This is a genomic window from Prosthecomicrobium pneumaticum (genome assembly GCF_014199915.1).
Lineage (GTDB): Bacteria > Pseudomonadota > Alphaproteobacteria > Rhizobiales > Kaistiaceae > Prosthecomicrobium > Prosthecomicrobium pneumaticum.
The window spans coordinates 49,657-68,403 of the sequence record NZ_JACHOO010000001.1; the positions used below are offsets into that span (position 1 = coordinate 49,657).

The window sequence follows — 18,747 nt, forward strand, 5'->3', positions numbered from 1 at the left end:
ACAAGACGACACTCCGAAGGTGCGGCTTCACCATAGACCACGATAAGGGGCGGTGCTGACGGAAATCACATCCAAAATGGATCATTCGGCCGACGATCGATGCCGGAACGGTTACGATCGCGGAAGCATCCCGGTGGCCCCTGTGACAGATTGCGCCGCGACAACGGAAGGTCCCGGGCCGGAGGCGTCGATGTTCGTCAGGTTGGCGGTCGCTTTGATGCTCTGGGTCGCATTGCTCGCCGGGGGGGCGAGGAGCACGCCGGCCGTCGCCGAAGAGCTCGCTCTGCGATGGCTCACGCGCGACGGCCGGGTGCTTGCCGAACGCACGTTGACGCTTTCCGATCTCGACGGGCTCGAGCAGTCGCGGATCGAGACCGCGACTCCCTGGACCGAGGGGCCTCAGGTGTTTACCGGTCCCTCCTTCGCTGTACTCGCAGGACTGACGGGCGAGCGGCCGGCGGAGGCCGAGGTCGTCGCGCTCAATGATTATTCCGCGACCGTCCCTGCCGGCGACTGGTTCTCGCGCGGCGTCATTCTCTCGACGCGCCTGAATGGCGAGACGATGCGCGTCCGAGACAAAGGCCCTTACTGGGTGATGTATCCGATCGATCGCGACTCCCAGCTCGAACGCCAAGATTATCAGTCCAGAATGGTCTGGCAGGTCAAATCAATTGACTTCATTTCGGAGTAACTTGCCGATCGGACTTCTGAAGGGGGGGCTGATCGTCACCTCGATCGCGCTGTTTGTCGCGACGGCGATGATCTATGTTTCGCAGAGTCAGCAGCGGGCGCTGATGACAGCGACGATCCGCAGTTCGGGCTGGGTCGCCTATCAGGCCGATTTGGAGTTCGTGAAGACCCAGTCGGCCTTCGCCACGGCGGCGCTCGTGCCGAGCGGCGAGTCGATCGACGCCCTCCTTCTCCGGCTCGAGATTCTGCGCTCGCGGCTGCCGGTGCTCTATGCCTCGGACGAGGGACGCATCCTTCGTGAGATCGTGGCGACGGAAGCGATCGTCAAGCCATTCGAATCGCAGCTCGATTCGCTCATCGACGAGGTCGGGCGGGTCGCGCCCTCGAACGCCGATGCGGCGGGGCGCTTGCGCGGTTTGGCCGAGCGGCTGCGCCCCCTCGGTCAGGTGCTTCAGAAGATCCTGAAGGAATCGGTCGCCTACAATCAGGAGATCTTCCGCCGCGAGCGGGCGCTCGAGCAGGCGCCCGGCATCGTGCCTCTGGTTCTGCTTTTTCTCTCCGGCGCGACTCTCGCCGTCATCCTCATTCTTCAGGGTCGGCGCGACCGTGTCCAGCTCGCGCAGATCGTGCAGGGCAAGGCCGCCATCGCCGCGATGGAGGAGAACCTGCGCGCTGTGATCGAGGCGACGCCCGCCTGTATGGTGGTGGTCGACCCGCGCGACGATTCCGTGAGCTTCATGAACGGCAGCGCCGCGGCGCTCGTTTCCGATGCGCGCGACGATCCGGCCTGGCCCCGCTTCGTCCGGGCCGCCCGCGAGGCGGCCGCGCAGGGCCAAGGCAATCGCTGGGGCATGCTGTCGATGGCCTATGCGCGCGGCGCCGGCGATGTCGTCTCGTTGCGGGGCTCGTTCTGCCGGGTGCTCTGGGAGCACAGGCCGCAGCACCTGCTCGTTCTCGCCGACACCACCCAGGTCCGCAACGCCGAGCTGAAGGTGATGCAGGCGGCGAAGCTCGCGACGCTCGGCGAGATGGCGACCGCGCTCGCCCACGAGCTCAACCAGCCGCTCGCCGTCATCAAGATGGCGGTCGCCAATGCCCGGCGGCATCTTTCCGGGCTGGAAGGCGGGGAACCGGTATCCGCGAAGCTCGACCGGATCTCGGCACAGGTCGATCGCGCGAAGCGGATCACCGATCAGGTCCGCCGTTACGGCCGCATGCCGACCGAGCAATTGCAGCCCTTTGCGCTGCGCCCGGCGCTCGAACTGGCGATCGGCTTCGTCGCCGAGCAATATCGTGCGGCCGCGATCCGGCTCGCGATCGATATCGACCTTTCGAACGAACTCGCCGTCCGCGGCGAGCAGACCATGTTCGAGCAGGTGATCGTCAATCTCCTCGTCAACGCCCGCGACGCCTTCGACAATCGCTCGGAGGCCGCGCATCCCGTCGTGCGGGTCACCGCCCGGCAGGAGGGCGGCCGGGCGCTGATCGCCGTCGAGGACAATGCCGGCGGCATTGCGCCGGACATGCTCGAGCGGCTGTTCGAGCCGTTCGCCACGACCAAGCCGACCGAGAAGGGCACCGGCCTCGGGCTCTCGCTCGCCCGCAGCGTGGTGCGCGACATGGGCGGCAGTATCCGCGCGGAGAACGCCGAGACCGGCGCCCGCTTTCTGGTCGACCTCCCGATCTCCCCATCTTTCGCGGAGCGCAACGCCGCATGAAGACGCAATCCACCATCCTCATCTGCGACGACGAGGAGGAACTGGCGCAGGAGCTCGGCGAGTTCTTTCTCCATCAGGGCTGGCGCGTCGAGGTCTGCTTCAGCGGCGGCGCCGCGATCGAGCGGCTGCGCGCGGGGCTCGCGCCCGACGTCCTGATCACCGATCTCCGAATTGCCGGATTCGACGGCGGCGAGGTGCTCGCAGAGGCGCACGCCCTGCCGCCGGCGCATCGGCCGATCATGTCGATCATCATCACCGGCCATGTGCTCGACAGCGCGACCCATCTCGATTTCGGCTGCGACCGGCTCTATGTCAAACCCGTCGATCCCGACATCCTCCTCTCCGATATTCGCGGCTTCATCGCGCAGCGCGGAGAGATGGCCGAAACGGCCGGCTGAACATGAGATCCGTCCGCCCCCCGTTCGCCCTTGACGACGAGTGCCGCCGCGATCCGCTCATCGAGAGCGGGCCGGTGCACAGCCTCGACCTGCCGGTGAGCCGGGACACGATCGATCCGCAGCGGACGCGCAATGCCCGGCTCGGGGCGCGGCAGCCCCACGCCGTGCGGTCTGTTGCGGCACACGGTCACAGTCTGGGGTTGCGTGGCGCCGCGCAGGGGGGCGAGACCATTGACGATCTGGCCCGCGCACGTCTCTATGGATTCGACGACATACTGGGGGTTCTGATCTCGCCGAAGCGCAGCGCCGACGGTCTCATGACGATGCTGGCCCGGTGGTCGGAGGTGGAGGCCCCCGTCGTGGAGGCTGGGGCAGGGCATTCCGGATCATGAGCGACATCGCAGCCGAAAAACCGCGCGTTCTTCTCGTCGATGACGACGCCGACATTCTGGCGGAACTGAGCGAGGGTCTGACCGCGCTGGGGCTGCCCAACCTGACGGCCGCAACGCCCGTCGCGGCGATCGATCTCGTACAGCGGAACGAAGACCTGCAGGTGGTGGTGACCGATCTGCAGATGCCGCGCATCGACGGCATGGAACTCTTGCAGAAGCTCGCGCTGCTGCGCCGCAAGCGGCCGCTCGCGACGATCATCATCACGGGCCACGCCTCGCTCGACCGGGCGGTGGGCGCGCTTCGTCTCAATGCGGTGGATTTCCTGCAGAAGCCGGTGCTCGCCGAGGAGGTTGCGCAGGCGGTGCGCCGGGCTATGGCGCTCGTCGAGGACGCCCAAAGAAATGCCGGCAATGCCGCTGCGCAGGCCGCGTCGGCGTCCAAGCTGCCGATGGCGGCCGGACCCAACTATCTGAAGGCGCTCGTCGCGGCGCGGGCCGACCGCGAGGCGATCTTCAAGTCCGACCTGTTCTCGGATCCGGCATGGGAGATGCTGCTCGACCTCGCCGTTGCACAGGCATCGGGCCGCCCGATCTCGGTCACCAGCCTCTGCATCGCGTCGGGCGCGCCGACGACGACGGCGCTGCGGCGGATCGACGAGCTGAAGGAAGCCGGGCTGATCGAGCGGCGGCCGGATCCGCAGGATCGGCGGCGCATCATCGTCGAACTGACGGAAGGGGGACGCGCCCGGATGGACGCCTTCGTCAAGCGGCAGGCGGAACGTCTCGGCTTGCCGCTCGATTGACGGGCGGGCCTCGGCCCCGCCTGACCGGATCGTCTTCCCGCAGGCGAAACTCAGCCGACGAACTGGTAGCCGAGATAACGCTTCGCGTCGATCACGTCGAAACCGATCTTCAGCCGCAGCTTCTTGCGCAGCTTGCTCATATGGCCTTCGACGACGCTTTCGTCCACATCGTCATTGAAGATGCCATAGATCGTATTGAAGATCTGGGTCTTGGTGACCCGGCGCTTGTTGTTCTTGACGAGGTATTCGAGGATGTGCCGCTCGCGTCGCGGCAGAGGCAGCGGCTCGCCGTCGATCTCCGGGTCGCGGCCATCGAAAAACACCTTCAGCCGACCGCTTTCGGTCGGTCCGTTACTGGCATTGACGCGCCGCCAGATCGCATCGGTGCGGGCGACGATCTCACGCACGTGAACGGGCTTGCGTACGACGTCGTCGATGCCGGCGGTGAAGAGTTCGAGCGTCTGGGCGAGGCTGCGCTGGTCGCTGAGTGCCAGAACCGGCGCGCGGCTGTGGGTGCGGATCACTTCCGGATAGGTCGGACGGCGATCGAAGTCACCGAGCAGGAAGCCTTCCACCGCGGCGAGATCCTGATCGGAAGCACTTTCGATCCAGCCGCGAAATTCATCTTCGCCAAGACCGACGCTCGAAAGTCCTTCCTGTGAAAAACTCGACACGTAACTGTCACGAACGACAGAGCGCTCATCCACGATGACGTACATTGCCATTCCCCAACTATGACACTCATCTTTGAGGCGCCCGCTTAATCTTTCGTCTTGGGGGCGCTGCAGTCGATGGGAAATGCTTAGGCTCCGAAATTAATCCACTCAATTACGTTTGCTTCGGATCTGGCTTGTGCTTTCCATCCAATCTGGAAGTGTTGCGACGACCACCAACGAAAACGCCCTCCCGGATGAGGAGGGCGTTTGTCCGACGGCGGTCGGCGAGGAGAGCGATCAGCCGTCGAACACGGTCTCGATCTTGCTCTTCAGGGTCTGGGCGTTGAACGGCTTGACGATATAGTTGTTCACGCCGGCCTTCTTCGCCGCGATCACGTTTTCCGATTTCGCTTCCGCCGTGACCATGATGAACGGCACGCCCGACAGACGTTCGTCGTTGCGGACCTGCTTCAACAGCTCGTAGCCGGTCATCGGTTCCATGTTCCAGTCGGAGATGACGAGGCCGTACGGGCGCTCCTTCAGCTTCGACAGGGCCTCGGTGCCATCGGCCGCCTCATCCACGTCTTCGAAGCCGATCTGCTTCAGAAGATTACGAATGATACGCACCATGGTCTTGTAATCGTCGACCACAAGGACCGGTATCGACAAATCCAAGGCCATCGGTCTCCATCCTTTCAGCAAATCTCACGATGCGGTTTTCACCGCTGGTTTGTGAGATCATCTTCTGGGGCGACATGCTTGCGCGAAGCTTGCATGGACGCGGCATGGATACTTCACGTAGCAAAGGGTGGGCTTTATAGGAAAGCATGACCTTCAGCTTGCTATGGAGACGAACATGCCGTCCGGGCGCCGGCCCTTTCGCATCGAGATGAACGAGACCCAGGGTGAAACGAAGCGGCGCGCGCCGGGTCCCTATCAGGGCATGGCCGCTTCGAAGATCGACCGGATTCTCGACGAACTACACGACCTGCGCAGCGTCGTTTCCCGCCTGGACCGTCGCTGTCCGGAGATGGATCCGGAGTGCTCCCGCCATTCGATGTGGCTCGACATCGAGGCGATCCGTCAGGCCATCGACAGCACCAAGCTCGAGCTCGCCACGCTGCAGTCGGGCGGCGCGCGCGGCGCTCGCTTCAACCGGGCGACCGACGAGCTCGACGCCGTCGTCTCCGACACCGAGGCGGCGACCGAAGAGATCCTGCAGATGGCGGAGAACATCGACAGCGCTGCGACGTCCCTCGTCAGCGAGCTCGACGGCAGCCGGCGTTCGGCCGCTCAGGCGATCCATTCCTACGCGACGCGGATCTTCGAGGCCTGCAACTTCCAGGACATCAGCGGACAGCGGATCCGCAAGGTCGTCGAGCTGATGCTGTTCGTCGAAGAGCGGGTAACCCGCATGGCGGAGATCTGGGGCGGCCAGGAAGAGGTCGCGCGACTCGCCGATACGATCGCCGGTCAGCGCGACGGCGATCAGGCGCTGTTGAACGGCCCGGCGCTCGCCAAGGACGAGAACGTCGTCTCGCAGGACGACATCGACTCGCTGTTCTCCTGAACGGCCCACTGCCGACCCCGGCGGTCCGCGACCGCCGGGGTTCGGGCACTCGGCGGGGCCTCGCCACTGCTCTTTCCGGCCTCGGGCCGAGAGACGAACGCACGCCGCCCACCGCGCCGGACCCCGGGATCCGGCCCGCTCAGCCGCAGAAGGCCCGCGATTCGGCCGTCCATGCGCCGAAGCCCGACCGGACCAGATTGCCGATCACCTTGCACACATAGCGCTTCTGCGCCGGATTGTTGTTCGGTCCGGCATTGTAGCGGGCCGCCGCCATGGTCCAGCTTCCCTGTGCGCGGCGCAGCTGCGCGAGAAAGCGCGCCGCATAGTCGACATTGCGCTCCGGATCGAACATCTCGTCGGCGGACGCGAACTGATCGCCGTGCCAGCGGTGGTTGATCTGCATGCAGCCGAGGTCGACGAGCGTCACGCCCTTCGCTCTGAAGGCAGCGAGCTTGCGCACGCCGTCCTCCCGGCTCGCTGCAATATAGCTCTCGCCGCCGCCGTTCATGGCGAGCGGCTCCAGGCGGCCACCGCCGCCGGTCTCGGTCAGACCGACCGCGTAGAGGATGGCGAGCGGCACGCCATAGCGGGCGGAAGCCTCCGCCATAGCCGCCTCGCACGGGCCGAGCCGTGCCGGCTCTCCGGCCGCGGCTCCGCTAGCGAGCGCCAGAACGGTCAGAACCGCGGCGATCGTCGTCGTCTTCATCCTGTCCTCTCTCACGCTGCTGGGCCGGTTCCTGGCGGCGACGCCCGCCGCCGGCTTCGGCGTCGTCGGAACGCGGCGTCATGTTCGGCAGGACCGCGTCGTGGCCGGTCAGGCCTGCGACCGGTCCGTTGCCGGTGATCACGAGGTCCGAGGGGGCGCAGCCGGCATCGACGAGACTCGTCACGAGCGCTGCGCGGCCTTCGGCGAGCAGCCGGGCCGTCTCCGGCCTGGCGGCGTGAACACTGATCTCGACGCCGTTGCGGCCGCTGCGCAGCCGCACCGTAACGACGCCGAGCGTCGTCGGATGGAGCGCGATCTCGAGGATGCGCACGGGACCCGGCGCTCCGGCAGCGCCCTGTCCGGCCGCTTCCGCCGCCGGTGAAGCAGCGAGCGCACGAGCGATCCGGTCTGCGATCTGGCTGGCGGGGCTCGGCGATTCGCCGTCGCGGAAGGTCGGGGACCCGAGAGCCACGGAGCCGGGCGCCGCATAGGCGGGGGGCAATCCGCCGGTCGGTCCGGTCTGCGTTTCGGCAGGATGTCGCGCCGGCAGGTCGGCGGGTGAGCCCGGTCCCGCCGCGGCCCAGCCGGTCGGCGCGGCGGCCGGCTCGGCGAACGGCCGGGGCGCGCCGTCGAGAGCAATGGCGAACCGGCGCTCCACGGCCGGCCGCCCCGAAGGCACGGAGCGGCTCGCGAAATCCTGCGGCAGAACCGGCGCGAAGTGCGTCTCGCGCAGCACCACCCGGACCGGCATCCGGGCGACGGCGTCCGCACCGGCATCCTCTTCCGCGGCGGCCGTCTCCGACAGGCCGCGCGGCCCGGGGTCGGCTTCCGCTTCCGCTGCACGGCTCGACGTCTCGACCATGGCCGCCGCAGCAGGCGGCGCCGGGGCACCGATCAGCACCGCCAGATCGGCGCCGGCGCTTGCGGCCGGGGCGGTGGCTGCCGCCGGCGGCGTTCCAATGTCTGGCTCGGCGGCACGGTGCCGCGCCGGCGCGGGGTCGATCGGCTCGGGAGCGGGTGGGACGGATGCGTCGATCGCTGCCGCGCCCGGCAGAGCAGCCGAATGCTCGCGCAGTGATGCGGACCGTGCCGCGGGAACGACCGGCCGGTACGGGAGGGTCGGCGTCTTCAGCGCCTCTTGCCGCGACGGGTGGGTTGGGGTGCCGCTTCCGTCCGTGACGGGCCGCCCGCTGCGGACGTCTGCAGAGACCGCCATAGGAGGGGGTTCGCCGCCCGACGTCCCGCCGGGCTGCGGACCTGCCGGCGCTCCCGCGACGTCCGGGGACGCAGCGGCCCTTGCTCTTCCGGCGTTTTCGCCCACCGCCCCTTGCAGTGCGGCAGCGCCCGTCTCCGGCGTCTGGCGATCGGATCGAACGGACCCGGCGGGCGGGCGCGCCGAAGGGTCGCCCGGCGACGGGGCGGGCGAGATCGAACCGGACGAACGAAACGGGTTGTGGGCCGCCGCGGGCGACCCCTCCACCGATGGCCGGTCGGCCGCATCCGGCGGAGCAGGCACGCGCGGGGCCTCGAGCGTTTGCGGCGAGCCGTCCTGCGGCATTGCGGCGAGGGTGCGCAGCGCCGCCACCGATCGCTCGAAGCGGAGCGGCAGGGGTGCCCGGCCGCTCGATGCCGCCGCGCGCTCCCGCTGATCGGGCTCCGGGTGTGGCGCCCTCTCCGATCCCGGGGCGGGACCGGAGGGCTTCGAGCCGAGCGGGTCGGCGTCCGCCCCTTCGGCATCGACCGGCGTTGCGGCGCCTGTGTCGGCCGCTCCGGACTCCCCGCTGCCCGCAATGCGCAATCCTGCCGCAGAACGCGGCGCCGCATCCGGCGCGGCAGGCGCCTCCCATCCGACGAGCAGGGCGTCGAAATCCGCGCCGCCCGGCACGTCCCCGCGGCGGGGGTGGGGTTCGTCGCCGGGCGCCGTTGCGGCCTGCGGCTGAGAGGGCCGCAGCGGGATCAAAGCGGCGCCTCGGCGAGCAACTTGTCGGTGACGCCGAGCGCCTCCTGTGCCTTGGCGAGCACGGCTTGCGTCTCGGGTGCGGCTTCGGCCGCGGCGGCGTCGTCACGCGCTGTCTGCGCCGAGATCACGGCCGGGGCGTCCGCGACGGCCTGCGCGACCGCCGTCGCGGCGCCGAGCAGCTGCAGGTCCGTCGGCGACAGCCGGTCACGATCGATCCCGGCGAGTTCCTCGCGCGCCTCGGCATAGCGCTCGGGGCTGACCGCGAGGGCGGCGCCGCGATAGAGGTGCGCGCGGTCGGCATCGGCGCTGCCGATCGGCGCCTCGGCGAGCACGAGGTCCGCCGCCATCTCGGCCGCGCCGGTCTGCCCCCGGACGATCGCGCCCTGTGCGACGAGAAGGCCGATCTCGCGCCGGCCCTCCGGTTCGAGCGGCGCCAGCAGCGCGGTGAGCCGCTCGGCCGCGCCGGGCTCGGTGATGAAGCGCATCCGGGTCAGCGCCGCCGCGAAGCGCTGGCGGAAATTGCCCGCATAGACCGAGTGACGGAAGCGGTAGAGATAGGTGGCCGTCTGGCGCTCGAACTTGTCGAGATCATCCTCCTGTGCCGCGACGAGGATCTCCCGGCGCAGCGCCGCCTCCTCGACCAGCGTGCCAGGGGCGACGAGCCGGGCATAGCCGAGCAGGATCGCGGCGCGTTTCGGGTCCTTGCGCACCCAGAGCGCGGCTTGGGCGAGGGCGACCTGACCGGCTATGCTGTCCGGCAGGCTGCGCACGTCGATCTCGCCCAGTTCTCGCATGGCGTCGGTTTCGCGGCCTTCCAGATAGGCGATGCTGCCGCGCACCAGCTTCTCGTCGACGGCCGGGTGCGGGGCGCGCTCGAGCACCGCCCGCAGTGTCGTCGGGCCACCGCCACCCAGCGCGAATTCGATCAGGGCGCGCGCATTGTCGCGATCGTCCCAGACGGAGGGATCGGCAGCGCGGAACTCGCGGTCGATCCGGGCGATCAGTGCGTTCTGCGCCGCCACGGCGTCCGGCTCGCCATGGGCCATCTGGTCCTGGATCCGCTGCAATTCCCGGACCGCCCGGTAGAGGGGGGGAGCAGGCGGGGCCTTCGGTGCGTCGGCCTCCTCCTGTGCGTGTTCGGTCCCGGCGGCGTCGTGGCCGTGTCCTTCGGCCGGCGCGGCATCGGCCGCGGCGTGTCCCGTGTCCTCGGCCTGTCCGGCCTCGGCCGATGGGGCGTCGTGATCGGTCTGTTCGGCCGCCGCGACGGGAGCCGGTTCGGCGGGCGCGGCGTGTTCAGCGGCGGCGTCGTGCACGGCCTCCACGGCAGGAGCCGCGCCCGCCGGGACGGGCTCGGACGGGACGGCGGCCGCCGGTTCGGCGACCGGCGCGTGCGCATCGGCCGGGGCTGGTGCAGGGGTCGGGGCGGGCACGTCGGCCGATGCGGCGGTGTCGACGCCGGCCTCCGAGGGCGCGTGGTCCTCGGAGGCGCCGTGCTCGTCAGCCGACGCGGGCTCGGCGGGGTGCCTCCGAGGTGCCGGCTCCGCTCCGGTACCGGATGCCGCAACCGCGACGTGTTCGGTTTCGCGGGCGTGCGGCACGGGGATCGGCGTCGCCGCCGGCGCGGCTGTGGCCGGTGCTGCGAGCGCCGCAGCGCCCGGCCCGTTCGCTTCTGCCGCTAAACCCGGATGAACCGCAGGCTCGGCCGCCGCGGGCGGAACCGGCTCTGCCGGTGCTGCCGGCTCGGCCGCCGCGACGACGACCGGGGCATGCTCGGCCGCCATTGACTCCGCGACGGTCGCGCCGTGTCCGTCGGCGCCGTGCGCCGCCTCGGCGATCTGCGGCGCAGCGCTCCCGGCAGCGGCAGGGCCGGTTTCGGCAGCAGACGGTGTCGCAGCCGACTGCGCGGCCTCGGCTCGCTCGGCCTGATCGGCCGGCACGGCCGGGTGCACTGCGGGGGGCGTTACCGGTTCGGCGGGAGCATGCGCTTCGGGCGCCTGCGAGGCCGCGACCGTCTTCACCGGCTCGACGTCCGCGTCGTGCTCCGCCGGCGCGGTCTCGACGGCTGTGGCGGGAGGAGCGGCCTCGGCAACAGGATGGACGGTGTCTGCCGCCTGCGTCTCGGCAGCGGCCTCGCTGTTCGTTTCAGCATGGTCGGACGCCGCGGCGGGCTGCGCGGGCTCTTCGGTCTTCTCAGGGGGCGCGGCGGCCGTCTCGGCGGCCGGGGTCTTCGCGGGCCGCGTCTCGGCGGCCGGTGCTTCGGCGGTCCGGGTGTCCGCGAGCGCGGTTTCGATCCGATCCGCCGGTGCCGCCGGCTCGGACGCGGGTGCGGCATTCGCCGGCTCCGCGGGGATAGCCGCCGCGGCATCGACGGGTTCCGCGGGCACGGCCGCTTCGGCGAGGACGACCGGTTCCGCCGGGGCGGCGGGGGCGTCTGCGGGAACCGGCTTCGCCATCGGGACCGGCGGGTGGCGGAAGGTCACCCCGGTGGCGAGCGCCGGCGGCAAGGCGAGCGCCACCGGACTGGTGACGACGCGCCAGATCCGCTCGGGCGAAGGGCGCCAGAACCGCGGCGGATCCATGACCGGCTGCGCGATGTCGAGCCGGAACCCGGTCGCGGCCGCCGCCGGAGCGGTCTTCGATCGTGCGGAGGTGCCCGCCGTACTGCGCGGCAGAGCCGGCCGCCGCCGCGGCTCCGGCGGCAGGCCGGCGGCATCGGTCGCGGCGACCGAGGCGGGTGCCGTCCGGTATGGCGGCACGGGGGGCGGAGGCGGCGTCTCGGCGCCGTCACGGACCGGCCCGCCATCCGCCCGCAGCCCCGCCCAGGGGTCGTTGGCGAGGGCTGTGCCCGACAGGGCGGGCAGGAGCAGGGCGAGGCCTGCGGCGAGCGGGCTCCGCTTCATCGCGCCGGCTCCTGCTGCAGGAGGATTTCGATCCGGCGGTTCTCGGGCGCGTTCGGATCCGCTTCATTCTTCAGGTTGCGGTCGGCGAAGCCTTCGATCCTTCCGATCCGCCGCTCGTCGAGCCCGCCGCGCACCAGCATGTAATGGGCGATATTGGCGCGCGCCGCGGAGAGTTGCCAGTTGTCGTAGTTCGCCGAGCGGAAGGGCCGCGCATCGGTGTAGCCGCGGATCACGACGGTGCCCGGCCGCGACGCGAGCGTGCCGGCGATCCGCCGCATCGCCTCGATCAGCCGTGCGTCGGGCACCGCCGAGCCGATCGGGAACATCGAGAAGTCGATGTCGTCGGTCAGGCTGACGACGAGACCCTCCTTGGTCTGGCGGACCTCGACCTGCGGTCCGGCCGCGCCGTTCATCGCTCCGGCGACATCGGCCCTGATGGTCTCGGAAAGACTGGCCGGCTTGCCGTCGGCCGTCTGCGCGGCGGCGTTGCCGCTGCCGGTCTCGGCCGCCCGTGTGTCGGCGGTGTCCTGCGTCGGGGCATCCGGGGAACCATCCGGGGATTCACCGGCCGCCGGCGGGCTCTCCCCCGGCTGATCGGAGGGCGGCAGGTCGGTGCGCGCTGCGCGCGCGTCCGGCTCGCCGCCCGAAGGCGGCGTGATGCCGCCGGTCGGCGGCGCGTCGGTGCGTGCCTCGCGGTTCGAGGTCATCTGCCAATAGGAGGGGTCGAACGGGTCGCGATGGGTGTCGCCATTGCCGTTGCCCGGCGAACCCTGATCGCCGATCGCGGCATCCGGCGAGGTGGCCGTGCCGGGCGCCGCCTCGGCCGCGATTTCGGCGAGCACGGCGTATGGATCCTGGAACAGCGCGCTCTCGTGCTTGCCCTGCTGAACGTCTTCGCCCGCGCCGGTCTTCTCGCCCGCCGTGTTCTTGAGCGTCGACATCGATTCTCCGTCCGCGGAGGTGCCGGCATCGGAGGTATCCTGCGGGTCGTTGAGCCCCTTGCGCTCACTGATGCTCTCGGCGAGATCGACCGGATTGAAGTAGTTGGCGATCGCCTTCCGTACATCCTTATCGGTGACGTTGATCAGCCACATGATCAAGAAGAACGCCATCATCGCCGTCATGAAGTCGGCATGCGCCACCTTCCAGGCGCTCGAGTGGTGCTCGTGCTCCTCGTCGTCGTGACGTTTGATGATGATGAGTTCGTGTTCGTGATCGGCCATCTGATCCTCAGACTTCCTGTTCGCCGAGGCGGGCGAGCCATGCCGCAATGCGTGTTTCGAGCAGGGTCGCCCCCGCCGTGACGGTCACCTCGGCGCCCGAGGCCGGCTCGAAGGTGACCGGCGCGTCGGCCGCGAGCCGGGCGCGCAGCGCATCGATCAGGTCGGGCGCACCGCTGACGCGCAGCAAGGGCATGTTCTCGGCGGCGATCGCCGCGCGGATGAGACCGGCGAGCTCGTCGAGAGCGCGGTTGCGCATTGCCGGCGCCAGGAACGGCTCGACGACACGGGCGAGCCGATCGCAGAGCGTCCGCTCGAGACCGGCGAGGCCGGCTTCGAGCGCGCGGGCGAGACCGTCGCCTTCCCGTTCGCTCCAGCTCTTGCGTTCCGCGGCAATGCGTTCCTCGAGTCGAGCCTGATCCTCGGCGCGCTGGCGCTCGAACGCCTGCCGGGCGGCCGCCTCGCCGGCGCGGCGCCCCTCGGCGGCGGCGGCCTCCGCGATCGCCTTCAGGTCGGGCTGCGGGGGCGCGGAAGGCGCTGCGGCCGGCGCGTGTCCCGACTCGGCCTTGGTCCGCTCCGCGCCGACCAGTTTCGGCAGGGCGTGCGAGAAGTCGGGGAGATGCTCCATCAGGGCGTGCATCAGGCGCGCGCCTCCTGTTGCAGCCACTGACGCAGGATCGCCGCGGCCTGCTCCTCATCGAAGTCGACGATCTGTTCCAGCCGCTTCTGCGGCGAACGGTTCATGCGCGAGGTGAGATCCTCGATCAGGTTGACCTGCTCGGCCGCAGTCAGCCGTTCCGGTCCGTCGGGGGCGGGCAGTTCACCCAAGGGGGCCGGCGCCGCGATCATCGCCGCCTCGATCGCTTCGGCCTCGTCCGGCCGGGCGACGATCGCCCGCACCGCCGGCTTGAGCCCGAACCAGATCAGGAGAACGGCCACGATGAGGATCGTAGCGGCGTTCACCACCGTCCCCATCTGCCGCATCAGCACCTCGGTCCAGGACAGCGGCGGCACCGGCTCCAGCTCGCCATTTCCGTCGGCGAACTCGACCGCCGAGACTTTGAGCTTGTCGCCCCGGTCCTTGTCGAACCCGGCGGCGGCGGCGGCGATCTGCTCGATCTCGTAGATCTGGGTTTCGATCGGTACCGCGTCCTTGGCGTCGGCCGCCGGGGCGAGGCGCGCCCGGTTGACGAGGATGGCGATCGACAGGTTCTCGACCGTGAAGGCGTCGCGCACCGTTTCGGTGTTGCGCGAGGAGATCTCGAAATTGGTGAGCTCCTCGCGGCGGTTGTTCTCCTCGTTCGAATTGTTGCCGCCATCCGCAGCGGCCTGCTCCGTCGGGACGTTCTGCTGGATCGACGCGCTCTGCTGCTGCGAGCGGTTCTGCGCGCTGCCGGTCTCGCGGACGACCCGGACGGAGCGCTCGGTCTTCGAACCGGGATCGTAGGTCGTCTCGCTCGTCGTCACGCGGTCGGTGTTGAGGCGGGCGGCGACGCTGATCTGGAAATTGTCGATACCGAGATAGGGCGTCAGGGCCCGGCGGATCTTCGCCTCGGTCTCCCGGTTCAACTGGTCCTGGAGAAGCGCCTTGCGTCCGGCCGAGGCATTGGTCGGGTCGTCGCCCGCGGCGAGCACGTCGCCCTCGGTGTTGAGCACGGTGACACCGTCGATCTTCATGCCCGGCAGGGCGGCGGCGACGAGATGCCGGATCGCGCTGGCGTCCGTGGCGTCGTTCGGATTGTCGGTGCGGATGACCACAGAGGCGGAGGCCTGCTGCTCTTCCCGGCGGAACGAGCCCCGCTCCGGCAGCACGATGTGAACGCGCGCGGCCCGGATGCCCTGCATGGTCTGAATGGTGCGGGCGAGCTCGCCCTCGAGCGCCCGGACCTTCGTCACCTCCTGCATGAAGGAGGTGAGGCCGAGCGCGTGCACATCGTTGAACAGCTCGTAGCCCGAGCTCGAACTCTGCGGCAGGCCCTTCTCGGCGAGGAGCATGCGGGCGCGCGCCGTATCGGCCGGGGCGACCAGGACGGCCGAGCCGTCGGCATTGACGTCGAAGTCGATGCCCGAGTCCTTGAGCGCGCCGCCGATCCGCGTCACGTCCTCGCGGCCGAGATTGGCGTAGAGCACCTCGCTGGTCGGCTGGCTCAGATAGTAGGCGCCGAGCGCGATGGTGGCGAGCACGGTGAGGCCGATCAGGCCGAGCGCGACGAGCCGCCTGGCGCCGAGCTGACGCAGATTGCTGAGGAGCAGCGCGAGTTGCTGACGCGCGACCATGGCTCATTGGCTCCGTCGAAGGCCCTGCGGGATGGGACCGCCGCCTCGGCGCCCCGGGGTGGGGACCCGGGGCGCCAGTCCGGATGCGCCGAAAGTGGGGGCAAAGCGACGGCATCCGGACGAGAGGCAGGCGGCGATCGAGACATGGGCACCGCCGGCCGTCTCGACGAACCGAACCTCGCGCGACGAGCTTGCATGGGCATTGCGACGCGACGGAGCGAGGGGGGAGAGCATCCGTTCGAAAAAAAAGCCACGCTTCCTTCGAAGCGTGGCCAGTTTGCCGGTCGTCGCGGGGAGGAAGGGGCGACGGGCCGGGACTTTCGCAGAGTGCGAAGGACGGTCCGCCGGTGTCGCGGGCCGTCGAAAAGGGGGCCGCATGCCTCCGAGCGCGCCACGGTGGGGGCCGTGGAGCGCCTTTCCGGCCGCGCGACGCGGGTATGGAGGAATCGCGCACGGAACGGAGGCATGCGGTTGGCAGGACGCCGAGCGGGGGGGCCGGCGCCCTGCACAGTTGCATCCTCGCGCGCCTGGCTTGTCCGAGGGTTGCATCCTCGCGGGTCCGCGTGCCCCCGAAAACAGAAAGGGCCACGCTTCCGAAGAAGCGTGGCCCGGGCGCCCGGGACTGAGCGGGAGGAGTGCCGCTTAGCCTCGGAACAGGCTGAGCACGCTCTGGGACGAGGAGTTGGCAATGCCGAGCGACTGGACGGCGAGCTGCTGCTGCGTCTGCAGGGCCTTCAGTCGGGTCGACTCCTCTTCCATGTTGGCGTCAACGAGCGCACCGATGGCGCGATTGTTGGCGTCCTGGAGGGCCTGCACGAAGTTCGTCTGCGACTCGATGCGGCTGGAAGCCGAGCCGAGCGTGGTGGAAGCATCGGTCAGGTCGGTCAGAGCCGAGTCGACGATCGAGGTGTAGTTCGCGATCTTGTCGAGATCGGCCTGGCTGGAGGACAGGCCCGAGATGTCGATATCCTTGATCGAGCTGACGGTCGCCGTGCCGCTGGCGGTCGCGGCGACGCGGGACTTGTCGAGGATGCCGAGATCGTTGGTGCCCGAAGCGCCCAGCGAGTTCTTCAGCGCGAGAACCGCACCGTCGAGCGCCGTCTTCTTGGCGGCGCCCGCCGTCGCATAGGACGAGTCCCGCGTGTTCTTCGCCGTCGCATAGGCGGCGTCACGGGTGGCGACCGCCGCCGCGTCCATCGCCGAACCGGCGAAGGTCGTGTCGGCCGCGCCGATCGCGGTGTTATAGGTCGTGTCCGCGGTCGTCTTGGCGGTGTCGTAGGTGGTGTCGGCCGTGGTCTTCGCCGTGGCGTAGGTGGCCGACGCCGTGGTCACCGCCGCGGCGACCGAGGTATGCTTCGTCGTGTTCGAGTCATACAGCTTGAACTTCGACGTATCGATGTTGATCGTGTCGACCTGCACCGTGTCACCCGTGCGGGAGAACGACGCCACGATCGCCTTGTTGGCGTTGTAGTTCGCCTCGCTCGAGTCGACCGACAGCCAGTTCGAGCCGGAGATCACGGTGCTCGCCGCGTTGTTCTTCAACTCGTCGAGCAGGCTGGTGATCTCGGTCTGGAGCTTGGTCCGGTCCGCGTCGGGCGACGCGGCCGTGATCAGCTTCTCCTTGACCTTCTGCAGCGCGTTCCGGACCGTATCGAGGCCGGTGTTCACCGTGTCGACGGACGACTTGGCGAGACCGAGCGCATCCTTCACCGCGCCGAGCGCACCGTTGTCGGAGCGGGTCGTCGTGGCGATGGACCAATACGCCGCGTTGTCGGCGGCCGAATTGACCTTCAGGCCGGTCGAAACGTGGTTGTTGGTTTCGTCGAGGTTGGAGTTGATCATCCGCAGGGTCTGCAGCGCGACCATGCTGGACGTGTTGGTCATCAGGCTCGTCATGATAGAATGTCCCTTGAGGGTTGTATGAAGGTTTCGCGGGACATACCGGGCTGAAACCGGCATGGCAGAGGCGGCGTCATGCCTTTGTTGGGAGACGTCCTTGCGGGGTTCGTCTCTCGTCCGACGGACCATGGTGGCCGGCGGTCAATCTGCCATGTTTCGAGCTTCGCATCGGAAGCTTGCGCCAGGCTTGCCGCAGCGTCGTCCCGGAAAGGGGAGCTCGAGAGCATTTCGGGCCGCGCCCCAGGGGAGGGACGCGGCCCGAAAGACGCCGGCGGACGCGGAAGGCCGGCGGCGATCAGAGGAAGGAGCGGATCAGCCCGGCTGCGAGCAGGTTCCAGCCGTCGATCAGGATGAAGAACAGCACCTTGAAGGGCAGGGCGATGACTGCCGGCGGCATCATCATCATGCCCATCGACATGACGAGCGTCGCCACCACCATGTCGATCACGAGGAAGGGCAGCACGATGAGGAAGCCGATCTCGAAGCCGCGGCGCAATTCGGAGATCATGAAGGCGGGGATCAGGATGCGCAGCTCGATCGTCTCCGGATCGGTGCTGGCGGTCTGCCCCGTCTCGATGGCGAGGTTGGCGAAGGTGTCGAGATCCTTCGGCCGGACCTGCGACAGCATGAAGGCGCGGAACGGCTCGACGGTGCGGGCCAGCGCCTCCTGTTCGGTGATCTGGTTTTCCGTGAGCGGCCGGATGCCCTCCTTCCAGGCGCGGTCGAAGGTCGGGCCCATGACGTAGAAGGTCATGAACAGCGACAGCGAGATGAGCACGAGATTGGCCGGCGTCGATTGCAGGCCGAGTCCGGAGCGCAGGAAGGAGAAGGCCACGACGAAGCGGGTGAAGCTCGTCACCATGATCAGGAGACCGGGCGCCACGGAGAGCACGGTCAGCAGCGCGATCATCTGTACGATGCGGCCGGTGGCAGCCGCCCCGCCCGCCTGGTCGAGCAGGTCCGAGAGGCCGGGCACGGTCTGCGCGGTGGCCGGGACGGCGACGAGCGTGGCGGCGACGGCGATCACCGGGCGCACGAGGCTGCGCATCATTGCACCACCAGCGTCTGGACGATCAGCTCGTCGACGTGACCTTCGGTCCGTATCTTCGCCCGCTCGTCGAGATCGGCGCGCAGATGGAGCAGGCCGCTCGGACCCTCGATCTGGCTGAGCGTCAGCGTGCGCAGATAGCTCATCACGTCGTCGCGGATTTCCGCCGCCGCCACCGTCGGGTTGGAGAGGGTGCCGGTCTTGAATACCATCGCGGCCTCGATCCGCACGAAGGTCGAACTCGGCGCGGCGAGATTGGTGACGATCGGCTCGAGCGGCTGGACCGTCGTCTCGCCGAGCGCGTAGCGCAAGGGCGGCGTATCGGGCTCGGGCGGCTTTTCCTTCTCCCGCTCCGTGACCGTCTGCTCGACATTCGAGGCGACGAGCATGCCGAGGCCGGCGCCGCCCCCGCCGCCGAGCAGGGTCAGAACCAGGATCGGCAGAAGGAAGCCGAGCTTGCCGCCCGCGCCCTTGCCGCCTTCATTCTCTTCAATGGCCATGACGATTCCG

The 18,747-nt window shown here is 69.2% G+C and carries 17 protein-coding genes; 6 read left to right on the top strand and 11 right to left on the bottom strand.

Annotated elements, in window-relative coordinates:
- Positions 1-190: 190 nt before the first annotated feature.
- The 5 genes from GGQ63_RS00235 to GGQ63_RS00255 all read left to right on the top strand — a co-directional run bounded on the left by GGQ63_RS00235 (position 191) and on the right by GGQ63_RS00255 (position 4,001).
- Complete coding sequence (locus tag GGQ63_RS00235) at positions 191-691, top strand: putative pterin-binding protein (RefSeq protein WP_183851594.1); 501 nt, start codon at positions 191-193, stop codon at positions 689-691.
- Between the two features lies 1 nt (position 692).
- Positions 693-2,408 (top strand): sensor histidine kinase, encoded by a 1,716-nt coding sequence (locus tag GGQ63_RS00240; RefSeq protein WP_246429545.1) that lies wholly within the window; start codon positions 693-695, stop codon positions 2,406-2,408.
- A complete protein-coding gene (locus tag GGQ63_RS00245) occupies positions 2,405-2,806 on the top strand; it encodes a response regulator (RefSeq protein ID WP_183851595.1) in 402 nt (133 codons plus the stop codon). Before GGQ63_RS00240 ends, GGQ63_RS00245 begins: the two co-directional genes overlap by 4 nt.
- A gap of 74 nt (positions 2,807-2,880) precedes the next feature.
- The gene (locus GGQ63_RS00250) at positions 2,881-3,198 is read left to right on the top strand and encodes a hypothetical protein (RefSeq protein WP_183851596.1); all 318 of its coding nucleotides are present in this window, start codon (positions 2,881-2,883) and stop codon (positions 3,196-3,198) included.
- Positions 3,195-4,001, top strand: a complete 807-nt coding sequence (locus GGQ63_RS00255) for a response regulator (RefSeq protein ID WP_210308337.1) — start codon at positions 3,195-3,197, stop codon at positions 3,999-4,001. The genes GGQ63_RS00250 and GGQ63_RS00255 overlap by 4 nt, the downstream gene beginning before the upstream one ends.
- A 50-nt stretch (positions 4,002-4,051) precedes the next feature.
- Here GGQ63_RS00255 and GGQ63_RS00260 read toward each other — a convergent pair whose 3' ends face one another.
- Positions 4,052-4,720 (bottom strand): response regulator transcription factor, encoded by a 669-nt coding sequence (locus GGQ63_RS00260; protein ID WP_183851597.1) that lies wholly within the window; start codon positions 4,718-4,720, stop codon positions 4,052-4,054.
- 234 nt (positions 4,721-4,954) lie between these two features.
- Positions 4,955-5,338: a response regulator gene (locus GGQ63_RS00265; RefSeq protein ID WP_183851598.1), complete on the bottom strand. Its 384-nt coding sequence runs from the start codon at positions 5,336-5,338 to the stop codon at positions 4,955-4,957.
- Positions 5,339-5,513: 175 nt separating this feature from the next.
- Here GGQ63_RS00265 and GGQ63_RS00270 point away from each other — a divergent pair, with 175 nt between their 5' ends.
- Complete coding sequence (locus tag GGQ63_RS00270; protein WP_246429546.1) at positions 5,514-6,227, top strand: protein phosphatase CheZ; 714 nt, start codon at positions 5,514-5,516, stop codon at positions 6,225-6,227.
- Between the two features lie 139 nt (positions 6,228-6,366).
- On the opposite strand, the gene GGQ63_RS00275 is transcribed toward GGQ63_RS00270, so the two are convergent.
- From GGQ63_RS00275 to GGQ63_RS00315, 9 genes are all read right to left on the bottom strand, one after another.
- On the bottom strand, positions 6,367-6,933 hold the full coding sequence (locus tag GGQ63_RS00275; protein ID WP_183851599.1) for a transglycosylase SLT domain-containing protein: 567 nt from the start codon (positions 6,931-6,933) through the stop codon (positions 6,367-6,369).
- Positions 6,884-8,893, bottom strand: a complete 2,010-nt coding sequence (gene fliK / locus GGQ63_RS00280) for a flagellar hook-length control protein FliK (protein ID WP_183851600.1) — start codon at positions 8,891-8,893, stop codon at positions 6,884-6,886. Before fliK ends, GGQ63_RS00275 begins: the two co-directional genes overlap by 50 nt.
- Positions 8,890-11,793, bottom strand: coding sequence for a hypothetical protein (locus tag GGQ63_RS00285; protein ID WP_183851601.1), 2,904 nt, complete (start codon positions 11,791-11,793; stop codon positions 8,890-8,892). Before GGQ63_RS00285 ends, fliK begins: the two co-directional genes overlap by 4 nt.
- Entirely contained in the window at positions 11,790-13,016 is a 1,227-nt protein-coding gene (locus GGQ63_RS00290; protein ID WP_183851602.1) for a MotB family protein, read from the bottom strand. The genes GGQ63_RS00285 and GGQ63_RS00290 overlap by 4 nt, the downstream gene beginning before the upstream one ends.
- 7 nt (positions 13,017-13,023) lie before the next feature.
- Positions 13,024-13,653 (bottom strand): hypothetical protein, encoded by a 630-nt coding sequence (locus GGQ63_RS00295; RefSeq protein WP_183851603.1) that lies wholly within the window; start codon positions 13,651-13,653, stop codon positions 13,024-13,026.
- The gene (fliF, locus tag GGQ63_RS00300) at positions 13,653-15,290 is read right to left on the bottom strand and encodes a flagellar basal-body MS-ring/collar protein FliF (protein WP_183851604.1); all 1,638 of its coding nucleotides are present in this window, start codon (positions 15,288-15,290) and stop codon (positions 13,653-13,655) included. The genes GGQ63_RS00295 and fliF overlap by 1 nt, the downstream gene beginning before the upstream one ends.
- Before the next feature lie 642 nt (positions 15,291-15,932).
- The gene (locus GGQ63_RS00305; protein WP_183851605.1) at positions 15,933-17,186 is read right to left on the bottom strand and encodes a flagellin N-terminal helical domain-containing protein; all 1,254 of its coding nucleotides are present in this window, start codon (positions 17,184-17,186) and stop codon (positions 15,933-15,935) included.
- Positions 17,187-17,484: 298 nt separating this feature from the next.
- Positions 17,485-18,240, bottom strand: a complete 756-nt coding sequence (fliP, locus tag GGQ63_RS00310) for a flagellar type III secretion system pore protein FliP (RefSeq protein WP_183851606.1) — start codon at positions 18,238-18,240, stop codon at positions 17,485-17,487.
- Positions 18,237-18,737, bottom strand: coding sequence for a flagellar basal body-associated FliL family protein (locus tag GGQ63_RS00315; protein WP_183851607.1), 501 nt, complete (start codon positions 18,735-18,737; stop codon positions 18,237-18,239). The genes fliP and GGQ63_RS00315 overlap by 4 nt, the downstream gene beginning before the upstream one ends.
- Positions 18,738-18,747 lie beyond the last annotated feature (10 nt).

What these genes read in the sequence shown, in the direction of transcription:
- fliF (WP_183851604.1), bottom strand. Translation starts at nt 15,290, where the DNA reads ATGGTCGCGCGTCAGCAACTCGCGCTGCTCCTCAGCAATCTGCGTCAG.
- fliP (WP_183851606.1), bottom strand. Translation starts at nt 18,240, where the DNA reads ATGATGCGCAGCCTCGTGCGCCCGGTGATCGCCGTCGCCGCCACGCTC.
- GGQ63_RS00270 (WP_246429546.1), top strand. Translation starts at nt 5,514, where the DNA reads ATGCCGTCCGGGCGCCGGCCCTTTCGCATCGAGATGAACGAGACCCAG.
- GGQ63_RS00285 (WP_183851601.1), bottom strand. Translation starts at nt 11,793, where the DNA reads ATGAAGCGGAGCCCGCTCGCCGCAGGCCTCGCCCTGCTCCTGCCCGCC.
- GGQ63_RS00260 (WP_183851597.1), bottom strand. Translation starts at nt 4,720, where the DNA reads ATGTACGTCATCGTGGATGAGCGCTCTGTCGTTCGTGACAGTTACGTG.
- GGQ63_RS00255 (WP_210308337.1), top strand. Translation starts at nt 3,195, where the DNA reads ATGAGCGACATCGCAGCCGAAAAACCGCGCGTTCTTCTCGTCGATGAC.
- GGQ63_RS00290 (WP_183851602.1), bottom strand. Translation starts at nt 13,016, where the DNA reads ATGGCCGATCACGAACACGAACTCATCATCATCAAACGTCACGACGAC.
- GGQ63_RS00265 (WP_183851598.1), bottom strand. Translation starts at nt 5,338, where the DNA reads ATGGCCTTGGATTTGTCGATACCGGTCCTTGTGGTCGACGATTACAAG.
- GGQ63_RS00245 (WP_183851595.1), top strand. Translation starts at nt 2,405, where the DNA reads ATGAAGACGCAATCCACCATCCTCATCTGCGACGACGAGGAGGAACTG.
- GGQ63_RS00305 (WP_183851605.1), bottom strand. Translation starts at nt 17,186, where the DNA reads ATGACGAGCCTGATGACCAACACGTCCAGCATGGTCGCGCTGCAGACC.
- GGQ63_RS00235 (WP_183851594.1), top strand. Translation starts at nt 191, where the DNA reads ATGTTCGTCAGGTTGGCGGTCGCTTTGATGCTCTGGGTCGCATTGCTC.
- GGQ63_RS00275 (WP_183851599.1), bottom strand. Translation starts at nt 6,933, where the DNA reads ATGAAGACGACGACGATCGCCGCGGTTCTGACCGTTCTGGCGCTCGCT.
- GGQ63_RS00315 (WP_183851607.1), bottom strand. Translation starts at nt 18,737, where the DNA reads ATGGCCATTGAAGAGAATGAAGGCGGCAAGGGCGCGGGCGGCAAGCTC.
- GGQ63_RS00295 (WP_183851603.1), bottom strand. Translation starts at nt 13,653, where the DNA reads ATGCACGCCCTGATGGAGCATCTCCCCGACTTCTCGCACGCCCTGCCG.